This is a genomic window from Blastococcus sp. SYSU D00669, assembly GCF_054050715.1.
The window spans coordinates 62,883-86,114 of record NZ_JBJGZV010000013.1 but is presented as its reverse complement, the minus strand read 5'-3'; the positions used below and the strand labels follow the sequence as shown (position 1 = coordinate 86,114).

Annotated in this window: 22 protein-coding genes; 8 read left to right on the top strand and 14 right to left on the bottom strand. The window is 74.5% G+C overall.

Annotation, left to right across the window (positions count from 1 at the left end; all coding sequences use genetic code 11):
* Window positions 1-43: 43 nt before the first annotated feature.
* Window positions 44-664, top strand: a complete 621-nt coding sequence (locus ACI8AF_RS11510) for a hypothetical protein (RefSeq protein WP_456539840.1) — start codon at window positions 44-46, stop codon at window positions 662-664.
* Window positions 661-1,278 (top strand): hypothetical protein, encoded by a 618-nt coding sequence (locus ACI8AF_RS11505; RefSeq protein WP_456539839.1) that lies wholly within the window; start codon window positions 661-663, stop codon window positions 1,276-1,278. The genes ACI8AF_RS11510 and ACI8AF_RS11505 overlap by 4 nt, the downstream gene beginning before the upstream one ends.
* Before the next feature lie 4 nt (window positions 1,279-1,282).
* On the opposite strand, the gene ACI8AF_RS11500 is transcribed toward ACI8AF_RS11505, so the two are convergent.
* A complete protein-coding gene (locus ACI8AF_RS11500; RefSeq protein ID WP_456539838.1) occupies window positions 1,283-2,131 on the bottom strand; it encodes a formate/nitrite transporter family protein in 849 nt (282 codons plus the stop codon).
* 59 nt (window positions 2,132-2,190) lie between these two features.
* The gene (locus ACI8AF_RS11495) at window positions 2,191-3,318 is read right to left on the bottom strand and encodes a serine hydrolase domain-containing protein (RefSeq protein WP_456539837.1); all 1,128 of its coding nucleotides are present in this window, start codon (window positions 3,316-3,318) and stop codon (window positions 2,191-2,193) included.
* A gap of 270 nt (window positions 3,319-3,588) precedes the next feature.
* Here ACI8AF_RS11495 and ACI8AF_RS11490 point away from each other — a divergent pair, with 270 nt between their 5' ends.
* Window positions 3,589-3,978 carry a SulP family inorganic anion transporter gene (locus tag ACI8AF_RS11490; protein ID WP_456539836.1) on the top strand — a complete coding sequence of 130 codons (390 nt, stop codon included), beginning with the start codon at window positions 3,589-3,591 and terminating at the stop codon, window positions 3,976-3,978.
* Window positions 3,979-4,061: 83 nt separating this feature from the next.
* Here ACI8AF_RS11490 and ACI8AF_RS11485 read toward each other — a convergent pair whose 3' ends face one another.
* Genes ACI8AF_RS11485 through ACI8AF_RS11455 form a run of 7 tightly spaced genes read right to left on the bottom strand, consistent with a single transcriptional unit; the run spans window position 4,062 to window position 13,041 of the window.
* Complete coding sequence (locus ACI8AF_RS11485; protein WP_456539835.1) at window positions 4,062-4,889, bottom strand: HAD-IIA family hydrolase; 828 nt, start codon at window positions 4,887-4,889, stop codon at window positions 4,062-4,064.
* Window positions 4,882-6,342, bottom strand: a complete 1,461-nt coding sequence (locus ACI8AF_RS11480; protein WP_456539834.1) for a biotin carboxyl carrier protein — start codon at window positions 6,340-6,342, stop codon at window positions 4,882-4,884. The genes ACI8AF_RS11485 and ACI8AF_RS11480 overlap by 8 nt, the downstream gene beginning before the upstream one ends.
* Complete coding sequence (locus tag ACI8AF_RS11475; protein WP_456539833.1) at window positions 6,339-7,691, bottom strand: acetyl-CoA carboxylase biotin carboxylase subunit; 1,353 nt, start codon at window positions 7,689-7,691, stop codon at window positions 6,339-6,341. Before ACI8AF_RS11475 ends, ACI8AF_RS11480 begins: the two co-directional genes overlap by 4 nt.
* Window positions 7,688-8,155 (bottom strand): acetyl-CoA carboxylase biotin carboxyl carrier protein, encoded by a 468-nt coding sequence (locus tag ACI8AF_RS11470; RefSeq protein WP_456539832.1) that lies wholly within the window; start codon window positions 8,153-8,155, stop codon window positions 7,688-7,690. The genes ACI8AF_RS11475 and ACI8AF_RS11470 overlap by 4 nt, the downstream gene beginning before the upstream one ends.
* A 1-nt stretch (window position 8,156) precedes the next feature.
* Complete coding sequence (locus tag ACI8AF_RS11465; protein WP_456539831.1) at window positions 8,157-9,224, bottom strand: PEP/pyruvate-binding domain-containing protein; 1,068 nt, start codon at window positions 9,222-9,224, stop codon at window positions 8,157-8,159.
* Entirely contained in the window at window positions 9,221-11,029 is a 1,809-nt protein-coding gene (locus ACI8AF_RS11460; protein WP_456539830.1) for a PEP-utilizing enzyme, read from the bottom strand. Before ACI8AF_RS11460 ends, ACI8AF_RS11465 begins: the two co-directional genes overlap by 4 nt.
* A gap of 11 nt (window positions 11,030-11,040) precedes the next feature.
* Window positions 11,041-13,041, bottom strand: a complete 2,001-nt coding sequence (locus ACI8AF_RS11455) for an acetoacetate--CoA ligase (protein ID WP_456539829.1) — start codon at window positions 13,039-13,041, stop codon at window positions 11,041-11,043.
* A 77-nt stretch (window positions 13,042-13,118) separates the two neighbouring features.
* Here ACI8AF_RS11455 and ACI8AF_RS11450 point away from each other — a divergent pair, with 77 nt between their 5' ends.
* Window positions 13,119-13,946, top strand: a complete 828-nt coding sequence (locus ACI8AF_RS11450) for a helix-turn-helix domain-containing protein (protein WP_456539828.1) — start codon at window positions 13,119-13,121, stop codon at window positions 13,944-13,946.
* A gap of 28 nt (window positions 13,947-13,974) precedes the next feature.
* The gene (locus ACI8AF_RS11445) at window positions 13,975-14,622 is read left to right on the top strand and encodes a haloacid dehalogenase-like hydrolase (protein WP_456539827.1); all 648 of its coding nucleotides are present in this window, start codon (window positions 13,975-13,977) and stop codon (window positions 14,620-14,622) included.
* On the opposite strand, the gene ACI8AF_RS11440 is transcribed toward ACI8AF_RS11445, so the two are convergent.
* A complete protein-coding gene (locus ACI8AF_RS11440; RefSeq protein ID WP_456539826.1) occupies window positions 14,609-15,109 on the bottom strand; it encodes an SRPBCC family protein in 501 nt (166 codons plus the stop codon). The two genes, ACI8AF_RS11445 and ACI8AF_RS11440, sit on opposite strands and share 14 nt — an antisense overlap.
* Window positions 15,106-15,462 (bottom strand): ArsR/SmtB family transcription factor, encoded by a 357-nt coding sequence (locus tag ACI8AF_RS11435; RefSeq protein ID WP_456539825.1) that lies wholly within the window; start codon window positions 15,460-15,462, stop codon window positions 15,106-15,108. Before ACI8AF_RS11435 ends, ACI8AF_RS11440 begins: the two co-directional genes overlap by 4 nt.
* A gap of 126 nt (window positions 15,463-15,588) precedes the next feature.
* Between ACI8AF_RS11435 and ACI8AF_RS11430 the strand changes: the two genes are divergently transcribed.
* Together ACI8AF_RS11430 and ACI8AF_RS11425 are read left to right on the top strand one after the other, a co-directional pair.
* The gene (locus tag ACI8AF_RS11430) at window positions 15,589-17,286 is read left to right on the top strand and encodes a DUF885 domain-containing protein (protein ID WP_456539824.1); all 1,698 of its coding nucleotides are present in this window, start codon (window positions 15,589-15,591) and stop codon (window positions 17,284-17,286) included.
* Window positions 17,287-17,322: 36 nt separating this feature from the next.
* Entirely contained in the window at window positions 17,323-18,336 is a 1,014-nt protein-coding gene (locus ACI8AF_RS11425; RefSeq protein WP_456539823.1) for an NADPH:quinone reductase, read from the top strand.
* Here ACI8AF_RS11425 and ACI8AF_RS11420 read toward each other — a convergent pair.
* Entirely contained in the window at window positions 18,326-19,222 is an 897-nt protein-coding gene (locus ACI8AF_RS11420; protein WP_456539822.1) for a LysR family transcriptional regulator, read from the bottom strand. The two genes, ACI8AF_RS11425 and ACI8AF_RS11420, sit on opposite strands and share 11 nt — an antisense overlap.
* 73 nt (window positions 19,223-19,295) lie before the next feature.
* Here ACI8AF_RS11420 and ACI8AF_RS11415 point away from each other — a divergent pair, with 73 nt between their 5' ends.
* Window positions 19,296-20,246, top strand: a complete 951-nt coding sequence (locus ACI8AF_RS11415; protein ID WP_456539821.1) for a DMT family transporter — start codon at window positions 19,296-19,298, stop codon at window positions 20,244-20,246.
* A 111-nt stretch (window positions 20,247-20,357) separates the two neighbouring features.
* Here ACI8AF_RS11415 and ACI8AF_RS11410 read toward each other — a convergent pair whose 3' ends face one another.
* Together ACI8AF_RS11410 and ACI8AF_RS11405 are read right to left on the bottom strand one after the other, a co-directional pair.
* Window positions 20,358-21,845: a hypothetical protein gene (locus tag ACI8AF_RS11410; RefSeq protein WP_456539820.1), complete on the bottom strand. Its 1,488-nt coding sequence runs from the start codon at window positions 21,843-21,845 to the stop codon at window positions 20,358-20,360.
* Between the two features lie 228 nt (window positions 21,846-22,073).
* Window positions 22,074-23,228: an acyl-CoA dehydrogenase family protein gene (locus ACI8AF_RS11405; RefSeq protein ID WP_456539819.1), complete on the bottom strand. Its 1,155-nt coding sequence runs from the start codon at window positions 23,226-23,228 to the stop codon at window positions 22,074-22,076.
* Between the last annotated feature and the right edge of the window lie 4 nt (window positions 23,229-23,232).

Genomic DNA, 23,232 nt, shown 5'->3' with positions numbered 1-23,232 from the left:
GAGTGCTGCGCGGGCCGTCGTCCGCCCGTACCCTCCCGGCCTCGTGCCCCTTCGTCGGATCTCCGCCCTCCTGCTCGCCACCACCGCGCTGACCGGCTGCACCTCGTTCGTGACGGGGATGGGCTCGCCGGCCGAGGCGGGCCTGGAGGGCGCGCTAACCGCCCCGGTGGAGGGCTTCGAGCCGGCCGAGCCGGGCTTCCCGCCGGCCGAGGTCTGCCGCGACAGCGGCGGCACCGACGACGTGCCCGAGGTCGACCCCGCCCTCGGCGACCCGATCGCCAGCGCGCGGCACCAGGACGGCGAGGCCGGGCTCGGCGCCTGGGCCTGGCGGGTCAGCTCGCCCGAGCGGGCCCGGGACTTCGTCGACGACGCCGTCGGGCAGGCGGACGACTGCGAGTACGACTACTTCGCCGACTACGACGAGGACGGCGACGGGGACATCGACCACGGCGCCTCCGTCGTCGCCTCCGCCTCCTCCTACGAGGGGTTCGGCTGGAGCGGCCTGGAGGTCGGCACGGAGCAGAACGGCACCGCCGTCGAGGAGGTCCGCTACGTGGCCATGGACGACGTCGTCCTGCTCGTCCAGGTCTCGGACTACGACCGCGGCCGCGACGTCACCGCCGTCGCCGAGGCCTTCCTCGAGACCGCGGCCGGGGCGCTGTGACCGCCGTCCGGCGGGCCGCCGCCCTCCTGGTCGCCGCCGCCTCGCTGGCCGGCTGCACGTCGTTCGTGACCGGCACGGGCACGCCGGCCGGCGTCGCGCTGGAGGCGGCGCTGCGCACCGGCGTGGACGGGTTCGAGAGGGCGTCGGGCGGCGCTCCGCCGGAGGAGATCTGCCGGACCGACGGCGGCTCCGACGGCCCCGCCGTCGACCCGGACCTCGGTGAGCCCACCGCCACCGCCGGCCACCGCGGCGACGGCTCCACCATCCGCGTGTGGGCCTGGCAGGTCGCCCCGGCCGTGGCCACCCGGACGATCGACGACGCGGCCGCCGCCGCGGACGGCTGCGAGTTCTCCCTGCTCGCCGACCACGACACCGACGGGGACGGCGACATCGACGCCGGCGCCGAGTTCACCGGCACGGCCGCCGACCTCGAGCACGCCGGCTGGACGGGCGTCGCGATCGGCCTGGAGCGCGACGGCACCCCGGTGACCGCGACCCGCTACGTGCACCGGGACGGCCTGGTGCTGCTCGTCGTCCTCGAGTCCGACGACGGCGACCCCGACGCCCCGGCGGTCGTCGACGGCTACCTCGAGGACGTCGCCGCGGCCTTGTGAGCCGTCACCCGCGCTCGGCGGGCTCGGCATCGGCGGGCGCCTTCTCGGGCCGGTCGCGCAGGAACAGATACCAGTACGACGTCGCCACGAAGACGACCGCGCCGACCAGGTTGCCGACGGCGGCGAGCAGCCAGTTGACCGCCACGTCGCCCCAGCCGAGCTCCGGGACGCCGGCGAACATCGCCGCGGGAAGGAAGAACATGTTGGCCACGACGTGGTCGAAGCCCATCGCGACGAACGCCGTGATCGGGAAGAAGATCGCCAGGATCTTGCCCGAGACGGTCGTCGCCGCCAGCGACATCCAGACCGCGAGGCAGACCAGCCAGTTGCAGCCCACTGCCCGCAGGAAGGTCTCCCACGCGGTGTGCTCGGTCGTCTTGCCGAGCGCGATCCCCTCCAGCCGCTCGTAGGTGAGCAGCGCGTTGCCCGAGCTGCCGGCCGACCCGATCACCTCGGACTGGACGGCGAGGAAGTAGGCGACGAACAGCGCGCCGATCAGGTTGCCCAGCAGCACCAGGGTGAGGTTGCGGGCGACGTCGGAGCCGGAGATCTTCCCGCGCATCGCGCTGAGCGGGACCAGCATCATGTTGCCGGTCGCGAGGTCGGAGCCGGCGATGAGCACCAGCACCAGCCCGAGGGTGAACGCGGCGCCGGTGAACAGCGTCGGCAGGGTGCCCCACTGGTCGGCGTCCAAGCCCGAGGAGACGGCGATCGCGACCAGCCCGCCGAAGGCGATGTACGCCCCGGCCAGGAAGGCGCTGACCAGCACCCGGTCCCACGAGCGGTGGGTCTTCTTCGCTCCTAGCTCGGTGGCGACCTGCGCCATCTCCTGCGGTTCACGCGCGGCGGTCATGAGCACCTCCCGGAGGCGGATCGGAACCGATCCGTACCCGCGGGAGGACGAGGGATTCCTCAGTCCCGGCCGAGGGCCGCGCAGGTGGCGAGCTCGAAGACCGCCCGCAGCTCCGCGAACCGCTCGGGCGCCGTCGACGGGGTGATCTGCGCGGTGACCGAGACCGTCACCGTCCGCCGTCCGTCCTCCGTCGCGGCCGCGAACTGGGTGTAGCCCAGGGTGTTGCCCGTGTGCCCGAAGACCGTGCCGCAGCGCGTCTCGTACCGGAACAGCGCCAGGCCGGCGGAGTTCTCACCCGGCCCCGGCGGCTCCGACGACCCGGGCCGGAACGCGAACTGCTCCGCGCGGGCGGCCTCGTCGGTCAACCGCCCCCGGACGTCGGCGCCGATGAAGCGCGCCAGGTCGGCCGGCGTGGACACCACACCGCCCGACGCCCAGCTCCAGCCGGCCGCCACGAGCGTGCTGACGTCCTCGGGCGGGGAGGCGGAGACGTCGTACCCGTGCAGGTACGGCTCCGGCAGCTCGACGCCGACGGGCAGCGAGGTGTCGTCCAGCCCGGCCCGGTCCAGCACCCGCCGCTGGAGCACGTCGGCGTAGTCGTCGCGGGTGACCGCCTCGATCATCAGCGCGGCCAGGATGTTGTCGCTGTTCGAGTACCGGTACTCGGTGCCCGGCTCGAACTCGAGGTCGGGGTCGTCGAGGTAGGTCAGCAGCCTGCGGGGCTGCGGCGGGTCGTCGAGCGAGGCCAGCAGCGCCTCGACGAAGCGCTCGCTTCCGCTGAAGTCGGGGATGCCGCTGGTGTGCCCGAGCAGCTGCCGCAGGGTGACGTCCTGCCACTCGGCCGGCTGGCGGCGCAGCAGGTCCCCCACCGTGTCGTCGAGGGACAGGACCCCCCTCGCCACCAGGCTCAGCGCGGTCGCGCCGTTGAACGCCTTGGCCACGCTGGCCACCCGCATGGCGTCGTCGACCCGCGGCGGCTCGCCGGTCTCCAGGTCGGCCACCCCGGCCGTGACCACCGCGAGGTCCCCGTCGGAGCCGAGCGTCACCACCGCGCCCGGCGGCCCGCCCGGCGCGGCGACGAGTGCCTCGAGGGCGGTCTGCAGCTGCTCCGTCGTCTCATCGTCCGCGCCGTGGGCGACCGCCGGCGCCGTCCCGAGCAGGGTGAGCGTGGCGGTCGCGGCCGCCACGAGGAGTCCTCGCGCACGCAGCATCGCGGGAGACTACTGCCGCCCGGGGCGTGCGGGACATCCCACGACCCTTCCTCACGTGAGGGTCGGGTCCGAGATGCTGGAGGGGACCCGGGAACCCCAACGCCACCGTTCCGCACCCTGCTGCCCCGAGCCCCGAGCCCCGAGCCCCGAGAACGGTGGCATGCCCTCGCCCTGATCCCCGAAGCGGTCGGCTTCTCGATCCTGGCCGGCGTCGACCCGCGGGTCGGGCTGTTCGCCTCGTTCACGATGGCCGTGGTCATCGCGTTCACCGGCGGCCGCCCGGCGATGATCAGCGCCGCTTCCTGGGCCGTCGCGCTCGTCGTGGCGCCCTCGGCCCGCGACCACGAGCTGCAGTGCCTCTTGGCCGCGGTCGTGCTCGGCGACGTGTTCCAGGAGTCGCTGATGACCGCCCAGCTGGTCGACGACCTCACGGACACCCACTCGGACAAGACGCGCGAGTCGTTGGGGCAGGGCATCGCCAACATGGTCACCGGGTTCTTCGGCGCCATGAGCGGGTGCGCCATGATCGGTCAGACCATGATCAACGTGAGGTCGAGGGCCCGCACCCGGCTGTCGACGTTCCTGGCCGGCGCTCTGCTGCTCGTCCGTTCCACGAGGCGGCGGCCGTCCGGGTAGGAGCGCTGCGCGAGCAGCTGGCGGTGGCCGAGGGGTTCGCCGCGACGACCGCCGGCCACCTGCGCGCCAACGGCGGCCCGAGATCACGCCCGCAGCAGCTCCGCGAGGGCGCCGACGTCGGGCAGGTCGAGGTGCGGACGCAGCTCCCTTGGCAGGTCCGCGAACGACCCCGCGTGCCCGATGCCGGTGTGGACGGCGACGGCGAAGGCCCCTCCCGCGTGCGCCATGGGCACCTCGAGCTCCGGGTCGTCGCCGACGACGGCGAGGTCGCCGACCGGCAGGCCCAGGTGCCGTCCCGCCGTCCGCAGCGCCTGCAGCGACGGCTTGCCGACGACGGTCACCGGCGCCCCGGTCAGGTCGTGGACCACCGCGCTGATCGCCCGCGACGACCCCAGCGTGCGCCCCTCCGCCGTCGCGAAGTACGGCGACTGCGAGGCGCTGTAGTACGGCGCTCCGCCGTCCACCGCCTCGACCGCCGCCTCCAGCGCCTCGAGCGTGAGCTCCTTGCGGTACCAGCCGGCGAAGACGGCGTCGCACACCGTGCCGCGCAGCGGCGGCAGCGTCTCGATCCCGGCCGCCTCGAGGACCTCGGTGATCCCCTTGACGCCGAGCACCATCACCCGGCGGTGCCCCCGCCGCCGGAACTCGTCGACCGCGGACGAGGCCGGGGTCAGGACGCCGGCGGTCGGCACCGGCAGTCCGGTCGCCTGCAGCGCGTCAGCGCACTGCGCCGGGGTCTTGACCGTACCGTTGGTGAACACGCAGAACGGCAGGCCGCGCTCCTGCAGCGCCGCGAGGAGCTCCCGCGCACCGGGCAGCGGGGCCAGCCCTCGGTTGTCCCGGTCGCCGAGCACCAGCGTGCCGTCCATGTCCAGGACGAACCCGCGCACCTGCGCCAGCGACTCAGCCACGGCGCACCGCCAGCGAGAAGCCCGGCTTGGACACCGCCAGGTCGTGCACCGAGGTCCGCGAGCCCAGCTCCGACAGCAGCACGAGCACCGGCGCCAGCGACGGGTTGGCGTGCTTCGGCGCCGGACCGGCGGCGATCATCGCGTCGACCTGGTCGCCCGGCATGTGCGCCCGCAGGAGCAGCTCCTCGTCCGGGACACCGGGGAAGCGCCGGCGCAGCTCGGCCGGGTCGGGCGGCGGCGGCTCGGCGGCCAGCTCGCGCGCCCGCGGCCGGTCGAGGATCCGGTCCAGCACGTCCGGTGCGATCGGCGCCGTGGGCCGGCCGAACGTGCCCTGCGCGTAGCGGATCACCTGGTCGGGCACGGTCGCGTACCGCTCCTCGCCGATCGTGTTGAACAGCGCCTGGGAGACCACCATCTGCGGGAACGGCGTCACCATGATCGGGTGACCGAGCTCGGCGCGGACCCGGCCGACCTCCTCGACCAGGCCGTCGAACCGGTCCTCCATGCCGATCTCCCGCAGCTGCCGCCGCGTCGTCGTCAGCACCCCGCCGGCGATCTGGTGGTGCAGGAACGCCGCGTCGAAGTCCTGCGGCGTGCCCACCGGCAGCTCCTCGGCCGCCGCGTGCCGGTCGAAGAACCGGCAGGCGAGCTCGAGCGCGCGGTCGTCGACGTCGACCGTGTGCCCCATCTCGCGCAGGTTGGCGACCGTCCGCCGCGCCTCCGGCAACGACGAGCCGTTGCCCAGCGCCCCGCAGCCGACCTGCACCACCTCGACCCCGAGGTCCGGGGCGATCGAGTAGGTCAACGGGGAGAGCCCGATCGTGGCGTGCGAGTGCAGCTCCAGCGGGGTGCCGGCCAGCTGCCCGGCGATCGCCGGCAGCAGGGTGCGCGCCCGGTCGGCGGAGAGGATGCCGGCCGGGTCCTTGACGTAGACCCGGTCGATGTCGGGGCACTCGCGCATCTGCCGGGCCAGGTCTGCGTAGAAGGCGTCGTCGTGGACCTCGCTGATCGTGAACGTCAGCGCGCCGACCACCTCGTCGATGCCGGCCTTCTTCAGCCGCCGGGCGGTCTCGCGGGCGGCGTCCATGTCGTGCATCGGGTCGAGCACCACGACCCGGTCGATGCCGTTGGCGGCCAGCCGGTCGTAGACCAGCTGCATCGTCTCCGGGTGCGAGTTCTCCCAGGAGATGAACCGGAAGCCGGTGCCGATCAGCTGCAGCCTCGTCGTCGGCATCAGCGCGCGGGTCAGCCGGATCCGCTCCCACGGGTCCTGGCGGTGGTTGCGCACCGAGACGCCCATGGCGGTGCTGGAGGTGAAGTCCAGCGCCCGGAAGCCGACCCGCTCGAGCAGCGGCGCGACCTGCAGGACGTGCTCGGTCCGGAGGCCGGTGGCGCCCCACAGGCTCTGGTTGCCGTCGCGGATCGAGACGTCGACGAGCCCGACGGCCGTCATCGGCCCACCCCCTGGAGGAACCGCTCGAAGAATCCGGTGTCGACGCCGCCGGCCCGGAACTCGTCGTCGTCCAGCAGGGCGCGGTGCACCGGCACCGTCGTGGTCACGCCCTCGATGCGGAGCAGCTCCAGCGCGGCCCGGGTACGGGCGAGCGCGTCGGCGCGGTCGGTTCCGTGCACGACCAGCTTGGCCAGCAGCGAGTCGTAGAACGGCGGGACGACGGAGCCGCCCTGCACGTGGGTGTCGACCCGGATGCCGTCGCCGGCCGGCAGCACCACCCGCTCGACCCGCCCCGGCGACGGCCGGAAGCCGGCTGCTGGGTCCTCTGCGTTGATGCGGCACTCGACGGCGTGCCCGGTGAGGACGACGTCCTCCTGGCGCAGCCGCAGGGGCAGCCCCTCGGCGACGGCCAGCTGCTCGGCCACCAGGTCCAGGCCGGTCACCAACTCGGTGACCGGGTGCTCGACCTGGATGCGGGCGTTCATCTCCAGGAAGTAGAAGGTCTGCCGCTCCCGGTCGTAGAGCAGCTCGACGGTGCCGAGGCCGCGGTACCCGAGGTGCGCGGCCAGGGCGAGCGCGGCCTCCCGCATCCCGGCGCGCACCGGCTCGGGGATCAGCGGCGCCGGGGCCTCCTCGAACAACTTCTGGTAGCGCCGTTGCACGGAGCAGTCCCGGTCACCGAGCGCCACGGCGCGGGTGCCGTCGCCGAGCACCTGGACCTCGACGTGCCGGCCGGACTCCACGAAGCGCTCCAGGTAGACGCGCGGGTCGCCGAACGCCGCGGCCGCCTCGCTCACCGCCAGGTCCAGAGTGCGCGGCAGCTCCGCGGCCGAGCGCACCAGCTTCATGCCCCGCCCGCCGCCCCCGCCGACCGCCTTGACCAGCAGCGGGTAGCCGACCTCGGCCGCGACGGCCTGCGCCGCGGCCGGATCGGCGGCCTCCCCGCCCGGCACGACGGGCAGCCCGGCGGCCAGCGCGTGCTCGCGCGCCGTCAGCTTGTCGCCGACCGCGTGCAGCGACGCGACCGTCGGCCCGACGAAGAGCAGGCCCGCCTCCTCGCAGGCCAGCGCCAGCGCCGGGTTCTCCGAGAGGAAGCCGTAGCCGGGGTGCACGGCGTCCGCGCCGACCGCCACCGCCGCGCGCACCACCGCTGCCGGGTCGAGGTAGGACTGCGCGGCCGGCGCCGGTCCCAGCCGGACGACCCGGTCCGCGAGCCGGGCCGGCAGGGCGTCGAGGTCGGCGTCGGAGGCGGCCAGCACCGACTCGATGCCCAGCCGGGTGCAGGTGCGGACGATCCGCGCGGCGATCTCGCCGCGGTTCGCGATCAGCAGCCGGTGGATCCGCCTCATGCCGGGTCCACCACCAGCAGCACGGCGTCCTTCTCCGCGAACTCGCCGTCGCCGGTGCGGAACTCCACGACCGTCCCGCGGACGCCGGCGTGCACCGGAGTCATCATCTTCATGGTCTCGACGATCCCGACGACGGTGTCCTCCTCGACGGGGTCGCCGGCGTCGACGAACGGCGGCGACCCCGGCTGCGGCGCCCGGTAGAAGGTGCCCAGGAGCGGCGGGTGGACGGCCACGAGCCCCTCCTCCAGCTCGGCAGGGGCCGCACCGGCGGCGGCGACCGGCGCGGGGTCGGCGGCCCGGTCCAGCACCGGGGCGCGCCGCACCTGCTGCTCCGCCGTCCAGCCGGAGGCGCCCTCGCGGCGCAGGGTGAGGGCGAGGTCCGCCGTCTCCAGGTGCAGTTCGGCCAGTCCGCTGGAGTCCAGGACGCGGAGGACGTCGCGGACGTCGTCGGGCGTCAGGTGCACGTCACGCCCCCGGCTTCCTGCGGCCGAGCAGGTTGAACACGTGGTCGAACGGGCGGGCGGTGGGCGCGGCCACCTTCGGAGCCGCGGCGTCCTTCTCCGCCCACACCGTCTCCGGCCGGCTCTGGAGCAGGTGGACCGATCCGTCGGACTCCGCGACCGCCCACTCGATGTCCTGGGGGCAGCCGTAGTGCGCTTCGACCCGCCGGGCGGTCGCCGCGAGCTCGGCGATCTCGGCGTCGGAGACCGATGGGCGGTCCCGCAGCTCGGCCGGGACGTCGAGCTCGACGACGCCGTACCCGGAGGGGTCGGGGCGGTGCCAGCGGGTCTTGGTGGCCACGTTCCGCCGGGTGATCTCGCCGGTCACCTTGCTGACGACGAAGGAGTCGGGGGTGACGTCACCGCTGACCACGGCCGAGCCCAGCCCCCAGCTGGCGTCGATCGCGACGACCGAGCGGTCACCGGTGAGCGGGCTCCGGGTGAACATCACCCCGGAACTGCGGGCGCCGACCATCCGCTGGACGACGACGGCCATGCCCAGGTCGGCCTCCGGGATGCCGCGCCGGCGCCGGTAGGTCACCGACTCGACGCTGTAGAGGCTGGCCCAGCAGCGCCGGACGTGCTCGACCACGGCGTCGCCGCCGCGCACCCACAGGTAGGTGTCCTGCAGGCCGGCGAAGCTGTCCTCCGCGCTGTCCTCGCTGGTGGCGCTCGACCGGACGGCGACGGGCAGGTCGGGGTCGCCGCACTCGGTGCACAGGTCCGCGTAGGCGCCGCGGACCGCCTCGGCGACCTCGGCCGGCAGTGGTGCCGACTCGACCACGCCGCGCAGCTGGGCGCACCGAGCGGTCAGGTCGTCCCCGGGGTCCAGGACGGCGACCCTGCTGCCCAGGTCCAGGTGCTCGACCGAGGCACGGAACGCCGTCGTCGTCACGGCGAACCCGGTCGGCACCCGGATCCCGGCGCGGGTCAGCTCGCCGAGGCTGGCCCCCTTGCCGCCGACGAGCGGGACGTCGTCCCTGCCGACCTGCGAGAAGTGCAGGACCGCCTGCGTCTGCGTCACCACGGTCACCGGAGCACCGTCACGAGCCCGCGATCGCCGTCGACGCGGACGCGGTCACCGGTGCGGATCTTGGCCGTGGCGGTGCCGGTGCCGACGACGGCCGGCATGCCGTACTCGCGGGCCACGATCGCGGCGTGCGACATCGTGCCGCCGATGTCGGAGACCGCCGCGGCGATCTTGCCGAAGACCGGGCCCCAGCTGGGCGCGGTCACCGGGCAGACGAGGATCTCGCCCTCGCGGATGGAACCGATGTCGGTGACGTTCATCAGCACCCGGGCCACGCCCTCGACCACGCCGGGCGAGGCGGCGTACCCGCGGACGGTGTCCTCGTCGTCGTCCTCGCCGCCGAGCCAGGCCTGGATGGTCTCGTCGGTGACGCCCCAGAGCATCTTCACGGCGGGGTCGTTGAGCGCCTCGGGGACCGGCCCCAGGGCCGGCGGCGGCGACCACCCGGAGAGCGCCTCGACGATCTCCTTGCGGCGGGCGACGAGCGGCTGCCAGTACCGCGCGCCCAGCTCCGTGCCGCCCGACGCCCACGCCAGCTGCACGTCGGCGAGCGCGTCCTCGACCTCGACGTGCCGCAGGTGGAACACGTCGTCGGCCGCGCGCAGCACCCCCCGGTCGGCCAGCAGCTGACCGAAGGCCCGGATCTTCTGGAAGAACCGGGTGGTGAACCAGTGCTCGCAGTAGAACTTGTGCGACTCGATGTAGGGGAACACCAGCCGGCACAGGCCGAGCATCTGGTCGAAGGCGGCCCTCTCGTCTTCGCTGCCGAGCAGCGCCCGGTGCTCGTCGGCGATCCGCTCGCGCTCCTCGGCCAGCCGGTCGGTGGGCCGGGTGAGGTCCTCCCCGGCCGCGATCTGCTCCACGTAGCGCGGCAGCGCGGCGAACGGCACGGTCAGGTCGTCGCCCCAGGAGAGGTGGTGGTGGTAGAAGCCGTCACCGACCGAGACGTGGAACCACGGGTCCTTGGCCTCCTCGAGCGCCGTTCGCCACCGGGCACCGGCGTTGCCGCGCTCCTCCAGGGCGGCGAGCACCTTGTGCGGCTCCGCGCCCTCGACGAACAGGTCGGCGAGATCGAGCTCGACCGCCAGCGCGGCGAGCTTCTTCAGCTCGTCGTCCGGCCGGTACATGGTGACGTCCATGCCGGCGACCATGCGGGCCACCATCTGGTCGCCCATCTCCGGGAAGGCCCGCTTGCAGAACTCGAAGAAGACGACGTAGGCGCCGTAGCCGAGCATCAGGAACTCGGTGTGGTGGTGCCACATCTTCGAGTACAGGTCGATGCAGCGGTGGAAGTTCTCCCGCAGCAGGTGGTTGCTCGCGAACCCGCGCGACTCCCTCACCACCGACACGTCGTCCAGGTCACCGAGCCGCGGCACCTCGACCGCCTCGATGTCGGCGATCAGCGCCTCGATGCGCTGCTGCCAGCCGTCGTAGAGGCGCTGCCAGTTCTCGTAGTAGAAGCCGGCCCGCTCCTGGAAGTGGGGTAGCCGCGCCTCGACCTGCGCCGGGTCGGTCACCGGGTTGGCGGTGATGTACACCCGCCCGTTGACGATCCGGTACTCGATCCCCATCGACGTGGGCAGGGGGAACAGCCGGCTCGTGTTGGCCCCGATCGCGGTGTACGGGATCTCCGAGGTGATGCCGTCGAACGCCGGCACGACCTCCGGGAAGTGCATCGAGTTGTAGAACCAGAACCGCTGGTCGTCCTCCGGCTGGAAGCGCGAGAAGTACGGGTACATCTGCTCCCACCCCTCGGCGCCCGGGACGTCGGGCACCTGGGACGGCAGCGGGAACGAGCGCTCGGCCATGGCTCTCTCCTCTAGAGGGTGTGGTCGCGATGGGTGCGGGCGTAGGCGACGAACTCGGCCAGGGCGTCGGGGTCGGCCATGGCGTGGGGGTCGGCGACCGACGCGGGGTCGGCGCCGAGGAGGAGCCGGCGGACCGGGACCTCCATCTTCTTGCCGCTGCGGGTCACGGGGACGGCGCGGACAGCGACGATCCGGTCCGGCACGTGCCGGGGGCTGTACTCCTCGCGCAGGCTGCGCCGCAGCCGCTCCTCCAGCTCGGCGGTCAGTTCGTGCCCCGGCGCGAGCACCACGAACAGCGGCATGCAGAAACCGCCGTCGGGGAGGTCGAGGTTCACGACCAGCGAGGTGACGACGGCGGGGTCGTCCTCGACCACGCGGTAGATCTCCGCGGTGCCGATCCGCACCCCGTGCCGGTTGAGGACGGCGTCTGAGCGGCCGCGGACGTAGCAGCCGCCGCGCTCGTCCACCTCGAAGAAGTCGCCGTGCCGCCACACACCCGGGAAGGTCTCGAAGTAGCTGGCCCGGTAGCGGGCGCCGTCGTCGTCGCCCCAGAGGAACAGCGGCATCGACGGCATCGGCCGGGTGACGACCAGCTCCCCCACCCGGCCCACGACCGGCTGCCCGTCGTCGTCCCAGGCCTCGGCCGCCACACCAAGCGAGGGGCCCTGGATCACGCCGGCCCGCACCGGGAGCGTCGGGACGCCGCCGACCAGGCCGGTGCAGATGTCGGTGCCGCCGCTGCCGGTGGCGACCCAGAGGTCGTCCCCGACGTTCTCGTAGAACCAGGCGGTGATCGCCGGGGAGACCGGGGAACCGGCCGGCATCACGACCTCCAGCGCCGAGAGGTCGAAGCGCTCCCTCGGGACGACGCCCGCCTTCTGCATGAGCTCGACGTAGCTCGGGCTGGCGCCGAAGAGGCGGGCGCGGCTGTCCTGCGCGGCCCGCCAGAGTGCGTCGGCGTCCGGGTGCGCGGGGTTGCCGTCGTAGAGGACCGGCGCCACCCCGGACAGCAGCAGGCTGACGCAGAAGTTCCACATCATCCAGCCGGTGGTCGTGTAGAAGAACGCGCGGTCGCCGCGGCGCAGGTCCATGTGGAAGGCCTGCGCCTTGAGCTGCTCCAGCAGGATCCCGCCGTGCCCGTGCACGATCGCCTTGGGCGGCCCGGTGGTCCCGGAGGAGAACAGCACCCACAGCGGGTGGTCGAAGGGGACCTGCTCGCAGGCGAAGTCGGAGTCGTCGGGGCCGGCGAGAACCTCCGTCCACGGGGTGCCGGGCGCCTCGAGGCCGAGCACGGGGAGGCGGACGACCTCGCGCAGGGTGGGCAGCCCGGCGACGATCTCGGCCACCTCCGCGCGCCGGTCGAAGTCGCGGCCCCCGTAGCGGTAGCCGTCGGCGGCGAACAGGACGGTGGGCGCCAGCTGGCCCAGCCGGTCGAGCGTCCCGCGGGCGCCGAAATCGGGTGAGCAGGCGGCCCAGACCGCGCCGATGCTCGCACTGGCCACCATCGCCACGACCGCCTCGGGGACGTTCGGCAGGTAGGCGACGACCCGGTCCCCCGGCCGGACCCCGCGCTCGCGCAGGTGGGTGGCGACCCGCCGCACCTGCCGGGTGAACTCCTCCCACGGCAGCTCCCGCACCGGCGCGGTCTCGCTGACCGCCAGCAGCGCCGGCTCGCCCGGCCGCTCCTGGCGCAGCAGGTGCTCGGCAAAGTTCAGCCGCGCCCCGGGGAACCACCGGGCGCCCGGCATCGTCCGCTCGGCGAGGACGGCGGTCGGCGGCTGCGACGCCTGCACGCCGAAGAAGTCCCAGACCGCCGACCAGAACTCCTCCAGCTCCGTGGTCGACCAGCGCCACAGGGCGGCGTAGTCGGGAAAGTCCCGCCCGGTGCGCTCGGCGGCGAAGCGGGTGAACGCGGTGAGCCGCGTGCTCTCGACCCGCTCGGGCGAGGGCGTCCAGAGCAGGTCGCCCTCGCGGACCACCGAACCCGGGCGGTGGAACCCCGTCGTCCCCATGGCGGGACACCCTGGCGCGCCCGGGATGTGATCGGCAACACTCTTGTGGGGACTTTTCGCGCTGCGAAAACGGGGAGGTGGGCGGCACGCGAGACTACCGGGTCAGGTCGATCGACTCCCTGTCGCGCGGCCTCCATGTGCTGCAGGTCCTGCAGGAGGTGCGGGCCGCGAGCCTCCACGACCTGCACGTGACGACCGGCATCTCCAAGCCCACGCTGATCCGGATCCTCAAGACCGCCCACAACCACGGGCTGGTCTGGCAGCGGATGGTCGACGGCGCCTTCCTGCCCAGCCACACGCTGCAGCGGCGGGCGGAGACCGACGACGAGGCCTGGCTGGTCGAGATCGGCTCGCCGGTGCTGGAGGAGCTGTCCTCGCGGGTGCGCTGGCCGTCGGTGCTGTCGGTGCCGCGGCTGGACCACATGGAGACCTTGGAGACCAACAGCTCCCGCACCTACTTCGACGCGCTGCCGCCGCGGCCCCACGGCTACCGGGTGAACATGCTCGGTTCGGCGTCCGGCCGCGCCTACCTGTCGTTCTGCCCCGACCCGGAGTTCGAGGCGGTGCTGGCGCGGCTGCGGCACCGCGAGGGCCGCGCGTACCGCCTGGCCCACGACGACGCCGCCGTGCGCCGGCTCGTCGCCACCACCCGCCGGCGCGGGTACGCCGTCCGGGCCCCCGACTTCGGCGGCGACCACGACCGCCCGCGCTCGGAGGTCGACGACGGGCGGGAGTCGATCGCGATGCCGATCCGGCTGGGCGGCCGGGTGGTCGGCTGCATCAACCTGACCTGGCGGCGCCGGATCGTGTCCCTCACCGGCATGGTGCAGCTGCACCTCGAGGACCTGCGCGCCGCCGTCCGGGCCGTCGAGGAACGCGCCCGCGCTGCCGGCCTCGGTGGTTGAGCCGCGCCGGCGCGGTAACCACTGAGCTGTGACATCGACCGTCGTCTTCGACCTCGACAAGGTGCTGCTCGGCGGCGACGCGTCCACGCTGTTCCTGCATGGCCGCCTGCGCCGGCGGCCGGCCCGCGCGCTGCCGCTCCTGCTGGCGTCCCCGGCGCTCCTGCCGGGTGCGGCGGTGCCGCAGCTGCGGCCCCTCGCCGCGCGGCTGATGACCCGGATCGCGGTCGGCGGGGCCGACGGCGACGACGTCGCGGTGGTCGCCGACGCCTACGCGGAGGCGCTGACCCGCAAACCCGAGGCGGCGGTGGCCGACGCCATCGCCTGCGTGCGGGCCCACCGGGCCGCGGGCGACGACGTGGTGGTGGCGACCGGCTGCGAGGAGGTGCTGGCGCGCGGCTTCCTGCGGGCGATCGGCCTGGGCGACCTCGACGTCGTCGGGTCGACCGGCTCGTTCCGGCCTCCGCGGGTGCGCCGCGCGATGGGCGGGTCGAAGGTGGGGATGCTCGCCGAGCGGGGCCACCCGCCGCCGTGGCGCGCGGTCTACAGCGACAGCACGTCGGACCTGCCGCTGTTCGCCGGCACGTCCCGGCCGGTGCTGGTGAACGCCGGCGAGGACGCCGCCCGGGAGGTCGGGCGGGTCCTCGGCCGGCGCCCCGAGACGGTCACCTGGCGCTGATCCAGGAGCCGGCCAGCACCTCGTCGAGCTTCTCGTAGCCCTCGACGATGCCGGTCTCCATGCCGCTGGCGACCATGGCGTCGCGGTCCTCGAACGAGTCGACCAGCGAGGTGGCCACCAGGCGGGTGCGGCCACCGGGCAGGGCCTCGAGCCGCAGCTTCTCCAGCGCCACCCCGTCGGGCATGCCCTCGAAGGTGAACGTCTGCACGATCAGCTCGTCGGGCCGCAGCTCGTGGAAGGTGCCGCGGAAGCGGTACTCCTCGTCGCCCCGCCGGTGCACGTAGCGGTACTCGCCGCCGGTGCGGGCGTCGAAGGTCTCGACCCTCATCTCCAGGTCGCGCGGGCCCAGCCAGCGGGCCAGCAGTTCCGGGTCGGTGTGCGCCCGGTAGACCTTCTCCGGCGGGGCGTCGAACTCGCGGGTGATGCGGACCAGCGGGACCTTCTGGTCGACCTCGATCCGGGTCTCGCGGGTGGGGGCGGTGGTCATGACCGTTCTCCTGTTCCGTGGGTGGGTGGCTGGTCCTCCATGGACCGGAGGACGTCGTCGAGGCGGCGGTAGCGCTGCTCGGCCTCCCGCCGGTAGCGCTCGATCCACTTGGTCATCAGGTCGAACACCTCCGCCTCGAGGTGGACCGGTCGGCGCTGCGCCTCCCGGCTGCGGGTGACCAGGCCGGCCTCCTCCAGCACCTTGAGGTGCTTGGAGACCGCCTGGAGGGTGACGTCGTACGGGGCGGCGAGCTCGTTGACGGTCGCGTCCCCCGTGGCCAGCCGGGCGACCATGTCGCGCCGGAGCGGATCGGCCAGGGCCGAGAAGACCCGGGACAAGGCATCGGCCGCCACGACCGCCTCCTTGGTTCTCAACCATTTGGTTGAGCAAGACGGTAGACCCGTTCGCGCCCGTGGTCAACCGTCCGGTTGAGAAAAACTCCGGAGACTCCGGGACGGCGAGGCGTTAGCGTGCGCCGGGTGAGCGATGCCACCGCCGGGGACGCCACCTCCCGCCCGCCGTCCCCCCTCGACCGCCTGGCCGACCGCTTCGTCGAGGAGTACGCGGCGGCCTCGCCGGTGATCGCCACCTACATCGGGGTCCCGGGGCACGACGACCGCTGGCCCGACCTCACCACCGACGGCCACGAGGAGCTGGCCGACCTCCTGCGCCGCACCCGCGCGGAGGCCGCGGCCACCGAGCCCGTGGACCGCCGGGAGGAGATCGCCCGCGCGGCGATGCTCGAGCGCGTCGGCGCCGAGCTCGAGCGGTACGAGGCCGGCCTGGCGCAGTCGGACCTCAACAGCTCGGCCAGCCCGCTGCAGTACGTGCGGATGGTCTTCGACCTGATGCCCACCGACACCCCCGAGCAGTGGGCCACCATCGGCCGGCGGCTCGCCGCCGTGCCGGCCGCGCTCGACGGCTACGCCGACGGGCTCCTCGCGGCCGCCACCGGCGGCCACGTCTCCGCGGCGCGGCAGGTGCGCCTGGCCGCCGGGCACGCCCGGTCGTGGGCCGGGACGGCCGCGGAGCCCGGCTTCTTCGCCGAACTGGTCGGCGACGCCCCCGACGACGGCGCGCTGCGCGGCGACCTCGAGCGGTCGGCGACCGCCGCCGCGGAGGGGCTGCACGCCTTCGCCGACCGGATCGAGCGCGAGCTGCTCCCCCACGCCCCCGAGCGGGACGCCGCCGGCCGCGACCGCTACGCCGTCGAGAGCCGCTTCCACACCGGCGTCGACCTCGACCTGGACGAGACCTACGCCTGGGGCTGGGAGGAGCTGGCCCGCGTCGTCGCCGAGAAGGAGGCGGTGGCCGAGCGGATCGCCCCTGGCGAGGGGATCGCCGGCGCGATGGCCGCGCTCGACGCCGACCCGGCCCGCCTGGTCCGCGGCCGCGACGCGCTCCAGGCGTGGCTGCAGGAGTCCGCCGACCGCGCCATCGCCGCGCTCGACGGCGTCCACTTCGACATCCCAGAACCGGTCCGCCGGCTCGAGGGCCGGGTGATCGGCGCGACCGGCCTCGGCGTGTACTACAGCGGCCCGACCGAGGACTTCAGCCGCCCGGGCCGCATGTGGTGGTCGCTGCCCGAGGGCGTCGAGGAGATGACGACGTGGCGGGAGACGACGACGGTCCACCACGAGGGCGTCCCCGGCCACCACCTGCAGATCGGGCAGACCGTCTACAACGCCGCGCTGCTCAACCGCTGGCAGCGGCTGCTCTGCGACTGCTCCGCGCACGCCGAGGGCTGGGCGCTCTACGCCGAGCGGCTGATGGACGAGCTCGGCTTCCTCGAGGACCCCGGCGACCGCCTCGGCATGCTCGACGCCCAGGAGCTGCGCGCCGCCCGCGTCGTCCTCGACATCGGCGTGCACCTGGACCTGCCGCTCCCACCCGCCGCCGGCCTCGGCCCGCGCTGGACCTACGAGGTGGCGGCGGCGTTCCTGCGCCGGCACGTCGCCATGGAGGACCGGATGCGCACCGACGAGCTGCACCGCTACCTCGGCTGGCCGGGGCAGGCGCCGGTCTACAAGGTCGGCGAGCGGGTCTTCCTCACCGGCCGCGACGAGGCGAAGGCGCGGCACGGCGACGCGTTCGACCTCAAGGCGTGGCACCGCGCCGTCCTCGACCTCGGCCCGCTCGGCCTCGGCCCGCTGACCGACCAGCTCGCCCGCCTGTAGGGGAATCGGACGCCGTCCGGCCGGGTTCGGCGCAGCATGCGCGCGATCTCCTACAGCCGGTCCGGCGGTCCCGACGTCCTCGAGCTGGTCGAGCGGCCGCTCCCCGAGCCCGGCCCGGGGGAGGTGCGCGTCCGCGTCGCCTTCTCCGGCGTCAACCCGACCGACTGGAAGTCGCGGGCCGGCACGCAACCCGGTCCGGACGGCCAGGTCCCGAACCAGGACGGCTCCGGCACCGTCGAGGCGGTCGGTGAGGGCGTCGACCCCGTGCTGGTCGGCGAGCGGGTGTGGATCTGGGAGGCCGCCTGGCAGCGGCCGTGGGGCACCGCCGCCGAGCACACCGTCGTCCCGGCCCGGCAGGTCGTGCTGCTCGGCCCCGACCCGTCGTTCGAGCTGGGCGCCGCCCTCGGCATCCCCTTCCTCACCGCGCACCGCGCGCTGACCGTCGCCGAGCTGCTGCCCGACCGGCTCGGCCCCGGCTCGCTGACCGGGCACACCGTGCTGGTGCAGGGCGGCGCCGGCGCGGTCGGCAACGCCGCCGTCCAGCTCGCCCGCTGGGCCGACGCCACCGTCATCGCCACGGTCAGCAGCCCGCGCAAGGCGCAGCTGGCCGCCGCTGCCGGGGCCGACCACGTCGTCGACTACCGCCGGCAGGACGTCGTCGCCGAGGTCCGCAAGATCGCGCCCCGCGGCGTCGACGTGGTCGTCGAGGTCAACGCCGCGCAGAACGCCGCCACCGACGCCCAGCTGGTCGCCCCGCACGGCGCCGTCGCCATCTACGCCGCCACCGGCGACGAGTCGCTGACCCTGCCGATCCGCTCGCAGATGACCCCGAACGCCCGCTGGCAGTTCGTACTCGTCTACACCGAGCCCGAGCGGGCCAAGGCGATCGGCGTCGAGGACGTCAACGCCGCGGTGCTCGACGGCGCAGTCCGCGTGGGCGAGGAGGCCGGGCTGCCGCTGCACGTCTTCCCCCTGGAGAGGACCGGCGAGGCCCACAAGGCGGTCGAGGACGGCGCGGTCGGCAAGGTGCTGGTCGACGTCACCGCCTGATGCGCTCCGCGACGACCTCGCGGAGGGCGTCCAGCACGGTGCGGACCGACGCCCGCGCCAGGTTCTCGGGGCGGGCCAGGACGTCGACGTACCGGGCCGGGGCCACATCGGCCAGCGGGCGCAGCACGACGGCCGGGTCCGGGCGGGTCGTGTAGGCGGGCAGCAGCGCGACCGCGGCACCGGCGGCCACCACCGAGGCCGCGACACCGAACTCGTTGATCCGGTGCCGCACGTCCAGCGGGCGGTGCGCGGCGGCCGCGACGGCCTGCAGCGGCGCCTCCAGCGGGAAGCCCTCGTGCACCGACACCCACGGCTCACCGGCGACGTCGGCGGCGGTCAGCGACTCCCGCGCCGCCAGCGGCGAGCCGGCGGGCAGGGCGACGTGCAGCGGCTCGCGCACCAGCGGGACGACGGCGAGGCGCCCGGCGGGCCACGGCGGGCTGGCGTCGTGCCGGTGGGCCAGCACGAGGTCGTGGTCGGCCACCAGCGCGGGGAACGCCGACTGCGCGACGTCCTGGTCGGTGCAGGAGACCACCGGTCCGCCGGCGACGCGCTCGAGCAGCGGCGCGAACCAGGCCAGCGCGGCGCTGTGGAACGCGGCCACGCTCACCGCCGCGGACGGCTCGTCGAGGTACGCGTCGACCGCCCGCCGGGCACGGTCGAGCGCCGCCGACACCTCGACCGCCGCGGCGGCCAGCGCCTCGCCCGCCGGCGTGAGCACCAGCCGCCGCCCGCGCTTCTCGGTCAGCGGCGCCCGCACGCTGCGCTGCAGCGCGGTCAGCTGCTGCGACACCGCCGACGGCGTGACGAACAGCGCCCGCGCCACGGCCGCGACGCTGCCCCGCTCCCCCAGCTCTCGCAAGAGCGCCAGCTGCCGGACATCCATGAAGCGGACGCTAAACCATCGCTTCAGCAGTTGGTGCGTTGTCTAACGCTTCTGCGCTCCGCAGGATCGCCGCGTGCGCTCCTCCCGCGGCTCCGCCGACCTGGTCCTCCTCGCCGTCGCGGGCGTCTGGGGCAGCAGCTATCTCGCGGCGAAGGTCCTCGTCGAGCCGGCCGGGGTGGCGCCGGTGCTCGCCCTGCGCTTCCTCGTGGCCGTCGCCGTCCTGGCCGCGGTGGTCGCCGTCCGCCGGCGGCGGCCCACCCGCGCCGACCTGGTGCTCGGGCTGCTCCTGGGCACGACGCAGGCCGCCGTCCTGGCGCTCGAGACCGCCGGGGTGGCCCGCACCAGCGCGACCAACGCCGGCCTGCTCATCGGGTTGACCGTGCTGGTCACGCCGGTGTTCGAGGGGCTGGTCACGGGCCGGCGGCTGCCCGCGGCCTTCTTCGGCGCCGGCCTGCTCGCCGTCGCCGGGGTGGCGCTGCTCGGCGACGGGTTCCGTGCGCCGTCGGCCGGGGACGCCCTGGTGCTCGCCGCCGCGGTCGTCCGCGCGGCGCACGTGACCGCGCTGGGCCGGCTCACCGCCGGGCGCGACGTCGACACCTGGACCCTGACGCTGGTGCAGAGCGCGGTGTGCGCCGCCGGGTTCGCCGTCGCCGACCCGTCCGGGCTGGCCGCGGCGGCCGCCGGCTTCGGCACTGCGGAGTGGCTGGGCGTCGCCTGGCTGGCGCTCGCCTGCACCGTCTTCGCCTTCGGCGCGCAGCTGTGGGCGGTGCGCCGCACGTCGGCGTCCCGGGCCGGGCTGCTGCTGGGCACGGAGCCCGTGTGGGCGGTGGCCGTCGGGCTCGGGCTCGGCGGCGAGTCGCTCGGCGTCCTCGGCGGTGCGGGCGCCGTCCTGGTCGTCGCCGCGACGGGCTGGGGACGGCGGGTGGAGGCCCGGCACCGGACCGGTCAGCCGGCGGCAGGGGCCTCCGCCGGGTCCATGGACGGCAGGCGGTGGGCGAGCGGTGCCAGCCGCCAGGCCGCGTAGGCCGGCAGCCCCTCGGCGAACGGAACCGGATAGGATCAACGGTCCCACCAGCGGGAACGCCGACGGGCCCGGCTCCTCCGAGGAGGAACCGGGCCCGAAGGGCGGTGCAGGTCAGGCGCGGTTGCGCGCCGCCCGCCGCACCAGGGCGATGGCCACGACCACAGCCGCGACCAGGAGCACGCCGAACCCGATCAGCCCGTACAGCGGCACGTCGTCGGCCACGGTCTCGAGCAGCGCCCCGTCGGCGATCTGCTCCTCGTCCGCGGAGGATGTCAGGGGGCCGGCCGAGGAGGCCGCGGCACCGGAGTTCGCCGGGGCGGAGGCGGGTGCCGGCGGGACCGGCGGGACCTCCTCGCCGTCCGCCGTGGCCGCGGCCTGCGGTGCCGCGGCCGCCGGCGCACCCCCGCCGGTGGTCCCGGACGTCCCGGCCGTGCCGGTGGTCCCGGTGCCGCCGGTCCCGATGACCGGGTTCTGCGGATCGGGGTTCTGCGGGCCCGGGTTCTGCGGATCGGGGTTCTGCGGGCCCGGGTTCTGCGGACCCGGGTTCTGCGGGCCCGGGTTCTGCGAACCCGGGTCCTCGGTGACCGGGGGCTCCTCACCCGGCGGCGGCTGCTCCTCACCCGGCGGCTGCTCGCCCGAGGGCTCCTCGGCCGGCGGCTGCTCCTCCTCGACGGGAGGCTCCTCCTCCGCGGGCGGCTCCTCCTCGGCCGGGGGCTCCTCCACCGGCGGCTCCCCCACCGGCGGCTCTTCCGCGGGGATCGGCGTGCCGACCGTGAGCGGCGCCGCCACCACCCAGGGTTTCGCCGCCTCGGCCGCGTTCGGCGTCTCCACCGTGAACGAGGTCGAGGTCGCCGTGCCGCGGTAGACGTCCGGCACCCACACCGGGGTCAGCCGCCACGAGGAGCCCGGGGCGAACCAGCCGACGGTCCAGCGCAGCACGCCGTCGCCGTCGGCCGTGTCGAAGCGGACGTCCCAGGGGTGGTCCTCCGAGGTGAGGCGGTACGTCGCGTACGGGATGCCGACGCCGGTGTTGACGTCGACGACCGAGGCGCGGATCTCGGGGCGGTACAGGCTCGCGTTCTGCACCGCGACGTCCTTCTGCACGTCCCGCTCGAAGATGAAGAGCCACTTCTCGGTGCAGTTGCAGACGGTGATCCGGCCGACCGGCCCCTGCGCCGGCTGGAGGCCGTCCGGCGCCGCGACCTGGGTGATCACGTAGTCCCGGGAGGCGTTCTTCCCGCTCCCGCCGGGGCTCAGGTACACGGTGTTCCCCTGGGTGGCAGATCCGTGGGCCGTGCGCTTCACCGTGCAGTCGCCGAAGGCGTCGGTGGTGCAGGTGGCCGCGACCGAGCCGGGCGACGAGACCGGCGCGAAGGCGAACCGGGCGCCGGCCACCGACTGCAGCAGCGGGCCGCCGACCGCCTCCAGCGAGAGGTCGAACTGCGCCGCCTTGCCCAGGAAGGGACCGTTGGTCGGCACCCCGTTGTTCTCCGCCAGGGCGGCGGGCGCGAACCCGGCCATGACGAGCAGCAGGCCGAGGGCGAGCGCGGCGACGCGGCCGGCGGCTCTCCGGACCGGTCGCGGACGGGGGACGGGCATCGGGCACTCCAGGCGGTCTCGCGACGACCGTCGTCACGAGCCGGTCGGCAGCCTGTCGCCCCGCGCCCCGCCCGGACCCCGACACGCCCTGCTGACCAGCGGGTTCACCGCGGCCGGTCCCGCCGTCCCCAGTCGTCACACGGGCACCGCAGGGCGTGGTGGACAGTTGCCGAGCGCCGTGTCGACTCGATGGCGACCGCGCGGACCCCGCCGTCCCGCAACCGCAGGTCAGCCGACCCCGAGCGAGCGCGCGATGAGCATCCGCTGCACCTCGCTGGTGCCCTCCCCGATCTCCAGGATCTTGGCGTCGCGGTAGAAGCGGCCGACCGGGAACTCGTTCATGAACCCGTAGCCGCCGTGCACCTGCGTGGCCCAGCGCGCGTTCTCCATCGCCGCCTCGCTGCTGTGCAGCTTGGCGACGGCGGCCTCCCGCTTGAAGGGCTCGCCGCGCAGCATCTTCTCCGCGGCCCGGTAGTAGGCCAGCCGCGAGGTCTCGGTGCGGACCTCCATGTCGGCGATCATGAACTGGATGGCCTGGTTGCGGCCGATGGGCTGCCCGAACGCCTCGCGCTGCCCGGCGTACTTCACCGACTCGTCGACGCAGCCCTGCGCCAGCCCGGTGGCCAGGGCGGCGATGGCGATCCGGCCCTCGTCGAGGATCGAGAGGAACTGCGCGTAGCCGCGGCCGCGCTCGCCGACGAGGTTCTCCTCCGGCACGCGGCAGTCGCTGAACGACAGCTCGCGGGTGTCGGAGGCGTTCCACCCGACCTTCGAGTAGCGCTGGCCGACGGTGAACCCGGGGGTCCCCGAGGGGATGGCGATCGCCGAGATCTCCTTGCCGCCGTCGGGGCGGGCGCCGGTGACGGCGGTGACGGTGACCAGCTCGGTCAGCTCGGTGCCGGAGTTGGTGATGAACGCCTTGGAGCCGTTGACCACCCACTGCCCGTCCTCGAGCCGGGCCGTCGTCCGCGTCGCCCCCGCGTCGGAGCCGCCGCCCGGCTCGGTGAGCCCGAACGCGCCCAGCGCCTCCCCGGCGCACAGCCGCGGCAGCCACCGCTGCTTCTGCTCCTCGGTGGCGAACCGGTAGATCGGCATCGCGCCGAGCGAGACGCCGGCCTCCAGGGTGATCGCGATCGACGAGTCCACCCGCGCCAGCTCCTCGAGCGCCACGCAGAGGGTGAAGTAGTCGCCGCCCGAGCCGCCGTACTCCTCGGGGAAGGGCAGGCCGAACAGGCCCAGCTCCCCCATCTGCCGCACGATCGCGGTCGGGAACTCGTCGCGTTCGTAGAACTCGCCGATCTGCGGGGCGACGACCTCCAGCGCGAACTCGCGCACGGTCTTCCGCAGGGCCTCGGTCTCCTGGTCGAGCCGGTAGTCCAGCACGGTG

Coding starts and splice junctions, on each gene's coding strand:
- ACI8AF_RS11500 (WP_456539838.1), bottom strand. CDS start 2,131: ATGACCGCCGCGCGTGAACCGCAGGAGATGGCGCAGGTCGCCACCGAG.
- ACI8AF_RS11440 (WP_456539826.1), bottom strand. CDS start 15,109: ATGACCACCGCCCCCACCCGCGAGACCCGGATCGAGGTCGACCAGAAG.
- ACI8AF_RS11490 (WP_456539836.1), top strand. CDS start 3,589: ATGGCCGTGGTCATCGCGTTCACCGGCGGCCGCCCGGCGATGATCAGC.
- ACI8AF_RS11480 (WP_456539834.1), bottom strand. CDS start 6,342: ATGACGGCCGTCGGGCTCGTCGACGTCTCGATCCGCGACGGCAACCAG.
- ACI8AF_RS11425 (WP_456539823.1), top strand. CDS start 17,323: ATGCGCGCGATCTCCTACAGCCGGTCCGGCGGTCCCGACGTCCTCGAG.
- ACI8AF_RS11420 (WP_456539822.1), bottom strand. CDS start 19,222: ATGGATGTCCGGCAGCTGGCGCTCTTGCGAGAGCTGGGGGAGCGGGGC.
- ACI8AF_RS11460 (WP_456539830.1), bottom strand. CDS start 11,029: ATGGCCGAGCGCTCGTTCCCGCTGCCGTCCCAGGTGCCCGACGTCCCG.
- ACI8AF_RS11455 (WP_456539829.1), bottom strand. CDS start 13,041: ATGGGGACGACGGGGTTCCACCGCCCGGGTTCGGTGGTCCGCGAGGGC.
- ACI8AF_RS11475 (WP_456539833.1), bottom strand. CDS start 7,691: ATGAGGCGGATCCACCGGCTGCTGATCGCGAACCGCGGCGAGATCGCC.
- ACI8AF_RS11410 (WP_456539820.1), bottom strand. CDS start 21,845: ATGCCCGTCCCCCGTCCGCGACCGGTCCGGAGAGCCGCCGGCCGCGTC.